Raw genomic sequence first — 4,139 nt, 5'->3', positions numbered from 1 at the left:
AGCAGCGGGTCGCGGTGGAAGGGCCAAGGAGGCCCTTCCGAGGTCGCGGTGACCGCCTCACATGCGGTTCATCATGCGGCGCTTCATCATCCGCTTCCGCATCATCCGCTTCTTCATCATCATCCGGTCGCCGTGCATCATGCGCACCTGCGTGATGCTGGTATCGGACCGGAGGCCGTTGGCGGACATCGGGGTGGCCGATGCGGATCCGGCAACGAGGGCAAAGCCGCCAAATAACACGGCGGTAAGCGCAAGCGTCGTCTTCTTCATCTAAAATCTCCCAGATAGGGCGGATCCCCCGCCCGAACCTACAGCAAAGCCAAGGAATCCTGCCTAAGTTCCTGAATAAAACCGTCTTTTCGATCTGTGTATCCCGATAAAACTAGACAAACCATTTTTCTACGAACGGCAGCTGACATAAGTTTCAAGCGGTGAGCCGATTTTTTAATGGATGTAGAAATATTTTGTTCGGTAGGATTTTACCAACGATTTTCTAACTTACGATATAGTCAGATCTGAGCCTCTCCCACTTCTTCCGGACAGGTGTCGCATTGTCGCTGCGATCCGGGAGGTGCTCGTGACCAATCCAGCCAGCCTAAAGCCCGAGAACCTGCACAAGGCAGCCGCGCGACCACGTCGCAATTTCCTCAAGGCCGCCGGCATCCTCGTCGCTTCAACAGCCTTCCTGGAGCTGAACCTCAGCCAAGCCTTCGCGCAGCGTGGCGCCACGCTCGCCGGCGGCACGGTCGACCTCGGCCAGGGTGACTTCGCCGTCCTCAACTACGCCTACGCCCTGGAGCAGTTGGAGGCTGCCTTCTACACCCAGGTGCTGCAGCAGCCCTATCGTGGCTTTAACCCCTCCGACGAGCAGAGCCTCACAGGCATCCAGCAACACGAGGTCGCCCATCGCGAGTTCTTCCGCTCCGCGCTCGGCGGCAATGTCATTCCTGACCTTCAGGTCGACTTCGGCCGGGTCAACTTCGCCAGTCGTCAGAGCGTGCTCGGCACCGCCCGCACCTTCGAGGATCTAGGCGTCGCCGCCTACAACGGCGCCGGCCAACTCCTGCGCAACCCGGACTTCCTCGCCAAGGCCGGCTCGATCGTCTCGGTCGAGGCGCGCCACGCCGCCACGATCCGCGACATGCTCAACCCTTACAGTGCAGCATTCGCCGGCAACGACATCGTGGACGGCAACGGCCTCGACCGCGCGCTCGTGCCCTCCCAGGTGCTGCCCAAGGTGGTGCCGTTCGTCCTCACCCCCGTCAGCGCGAGCCAACTGCCGTGATCGCCCGGCCGATGCTCGCCCCTGCCACAGAGGACGCCACCATGACCGCATCCACGCCTGCCACTCCCACCCTGATTGAGACACTCGATCCCGACATGACTGCCCGGATGACCTCGCGCCGGGGCCTGTTCACCCGTGCCGTCGGCACGCTCGGGGCCCTCGCTAGCGCGCCGACGGTGCTCGCCGTCGCCTCCACCGAAGTCTTCGCTCAGGGCCTACCGGGGCAGGTGGTGGACGTGCTCCGGTTCGCCCTGACCTTGGAGTACCTGGAGGCAGAGTTCTACCGCACGGCGCTGGCCACGCCCCACCTGATCCCGGCGCGCTACCGAGCCGTGTTCTTACAGCTCGCCAAGCACGAGGCTGCGCATGTGCGGTTGCTGCAGGGCGCGCTAGGCGCCGCCGCGATCCCGTCTCCGGCCTTCGACTTCACGGCCAAGGGCAAGTACCCGGATGTGTTCGCGAACTTCGACACGTTTACGACACTGTCGAGCACGTTCGAGGATCTCGGCGTGGCGGCCTACAAGGGACAGGCTGGCAACCTGCAGGGCACACCGGTGCTGACGACGGCGCTGCAGATCCACTCAGTTGAGGCACGGCACGCCGCGGAGGTGCGGCGGGTGCGCGGCTATGTCGGTTGGGACGGCGCCTTCGACGCGCCTTTGACCAAGGCGGCCGTCCTTGCAGCGGCGGGTCCGTTCCTCGCCAGCGGCGCCTGAGGGCACATAAGAGGCCGCGGACTGAAGCTGTGGCGGAGCCGTTCGGTGCGCCGTCACAGGTTCTATGCGAGAGAGCCTGTTCGCCAGCGCCCAGCATCAGCAAATAAGACCCACCGGCCCAGCCCACCTTGGGGGGAAGATGCGGACCGGACCGATGGGTGTCCCTCGTGAGGACGCGCCATCGTGCTGCGTCGCAGTCTGAGGGTCAACGATGAAGGTCCGTGCCCACGAAAGCGGGGTGGGATCTACGCTGCGGCGTCAAACACCACAGCAGGCTCTACGTCCTCGCATGACGGGACGTAGGCACACCAACCGCATACACCTCTGTCGGCCGCCTCTGGAGCGTTCCACTGCGAACACTCCGGGCACACCTTCATCACGATGTGGGTGCCATGGACGAACGCGAGGCCGCGACCACAGAAGGTGGCCGCGCCTTGAGGTAGCTTTTTCAACATAGGTAGGTCCTGCGTACTATCGCAGGTTGATGTCAATGGATGCTCTAGGTTTCTCTCCGGGCTCCACCGAGACCGGACATCATGTAGCAGCGGCGGGCCCTGATCCGAATGCCTGTGCCAGCATCCACCGCCTTCTTGAACGAGCGGAGGTCGCGTCATGGCATGCCCCCGCCCGCCCGCCGCGTCCGCATCGGTGGGGCACGGCACTACGCACACCCGGTTGGACCGAGAGGTAAGGTACGGCATCGAGAGCCGATGCTTACGAGCCATTTTCCCTCTACGGAGCGTGAGGCGATCGAGTTTCAGATCCTCGCGGCACCGTTGTAGTGGCCGTCGTGCCCGCAGATGCAGTTACAGGGCGCGGTAGACGGCCCAGGCGGCTCGCAGTAGCTCGGCCCCATGCCCCCCCACGCAGGCTTGTGGTTGCTGCGGTAGGCGGGGACGAATGTTGGAGTGACAGCTAGACTTCCAGGCCCCGAGCGAGGGCTACCCCCAGGTGGGGCTCTATGCGTCCGCGATAAGCCGCTCGTATTCGGCCTCCGCGGCACCGTAGGTGTCGCCGGCCATGTCCTCCAGCTTCTCGCGATCGAGCACGGTGATATGCCCTCGCCGCGCCCGGATCATGCCCGCGCCCTCCAGCACATGCGTGGCTGTCGTGACGCCTGGCCGACGCACTCCCAGCATCAGCGACAGGAACTCGTGCGTGATCGGCAGGTCATCCTGGTCCATGCGGTCCTGGTACATCAGGATCCAGCGGGCCAGTCGCGCCTCGATGGTCAGCTCGGCATTGGCGTAGACGGTGCCCCCGACCTGCGCGATGAAGCTCTGCACGTAGCGCCCGAGCAGGCCGCGCAGGGCCTGACTTGCATCGAGGGCTTCACATAGATCTGCAGCTGAGACGCGCAGCGCTTCGCCCTCGCCCTGGATGAGGACGGCGAACGGCCCGCGGTCGGCTCCCAGTACCAGCGGTGTGCCGACCATACCTTCGGGACCGACGAGGCCGATCTCGATGCGGCCATCGCGCGTGTCGGCCAGGTACGAGCAGATGCCGCTTTCAACGAAGTAGGCGTATTCAATCGGCTGATGCGGGACGAGCACCGTCTTATGTAGCAGCAACGGTACGCGCTCCAGTGCGGGAGAGAGACAAGCGAAGTCGTCCGCGGGCAGCGTGGTGAGGAGACGGTTACGGATCTCTGATTGCCGAAGCTGGAACACAACTCTGCTTCCGATCAGGGCCAGGGCAGCCTTCATCTCGCAATCGCTTGCCCCGAGGCAACGGCTCACGATACACCACCTTCGTACAGGATAGGGGCGAACCCTAATCTATGTTTACGACGGCTCGCCCCCGCCACCAGACCCGGTCACAGGTTGGTGGCGTGTGGGATATGCCACTCACCGACCAAGTCGAGCGAGGCGAAGTAGATCACCCTCCCGTCCTCATCGCGCACCCGAACCGAATAGGTCCGACGATCCCCGTCGGGGAGCCTGTTGCGGGAGGGGGGAGGGTGGGTGTGTGTTGGGGCGGGGGGGGTGGCTTGGTGGGGGGGGTGGGGGGGGGGGGGGTGTTCCACATTGCGAAGTTGTCCGTCATCGGTATCAACGAAAAAATGTGTCATGAGATATCGAGCACTCAACAGGCGGGAGCACTCGCGTCTGTCATTCGCTGATGCACAAATATCCGAT

General features: G+C 63.7%; 4 protein-coding genes. 2 read left to right on the top strand and 2 right to left on the bottom strand.

Annotated features, from left to right (window positions below):
- Positions 1-57: 57 nt before the first annotated feature.
- Positions 58-270: a hypothetical protein gene (locus MKL09_RS00475; protein WP_244016962.1), complete on the bottom strand. Its 213-nt coding sequence runs from the start codon at positions 268-270 to the stop codon at positions 58-60.
- 307 nt (positions 271-577) lie between these two features.
- Here MKL09_RS00475 and MKL09_RS00470 point away from each other — a divergent pair, with 307 nt between their 5' ends.
- Together MKL09_RS00470 and MKL09_RS00465 are read left to right on the top strand one after the other, a co-directional pair.
- Complete coding sequence (locus tag MKL09_RS00470) at positions 578-1,285, top strand: ferritin-like domain-containing protein (protein WP_244016960.1); 708 nt, start codon at positions 578-580, stop codon at positions 1,283-1,285.
- Positions 1,286-1,326: 41 nt separating this feature from the next.
- Positions 1,327-2,001, top strand: coding sequence for a ferritin-like domain-containing protein (locus MKL09_RS00465; RefSeq protein WP_244016958.1), 675 nt, complete (start codon positions 1,327-1,329; stop codon positions 1,999-2,001).
- Between the two features lie 959 nt (positions 2,002-2,960).
- Here the strand turns inward: MKL09_RS00465 and MKL09_RS00455 are convergent.
- Positions 2,961-3,671 carry a Crp/Fnr family transcriptional regulator gene (locus MKL09_RS00455; protein ID WP_244016964.1) on the bottom strand — a complete coding sequence of 237 codons (711 nt, stop codon included), beginning with the start codon at positions 3,669-3,671 and terminating at the stop codon, positions 2,961-2,963.
- Positions 3,672-4,139: the final 468 nt, after the last annotated feature.

The sequence above is a fragment of the Methylobacterium sp. J-048 genome, from assembly GCF_022829515.1.
Lineage (GTDB): Bacteria > Pseudomonadota > Alphaproteobacteria > Rhizobiales > Beijerinckiaceae > Methylobacterium.
Note: the sequence above shows the minus strand (reverse complement) of the source record. Positions and strands in the feature narration are given on the sequence as shown.

Bases quoted from the DNA above. Each gene is read 5' to 3' on its own strand.
- MKL09_RS00475 (WP_244016962.1), bottom strand. From the start codon at position 270: ATGAAGAAGACGACGCTTGCGCTTACCGCCGTGTTATTTGGCGGCTTT.
- MKL09_RS00465 (WP_244016958.1), top strand. From the start codon at position 1,327: ATGACCGCATCCACGCCTGCCACTCCCACCCTGATTGAGACACTCGAT.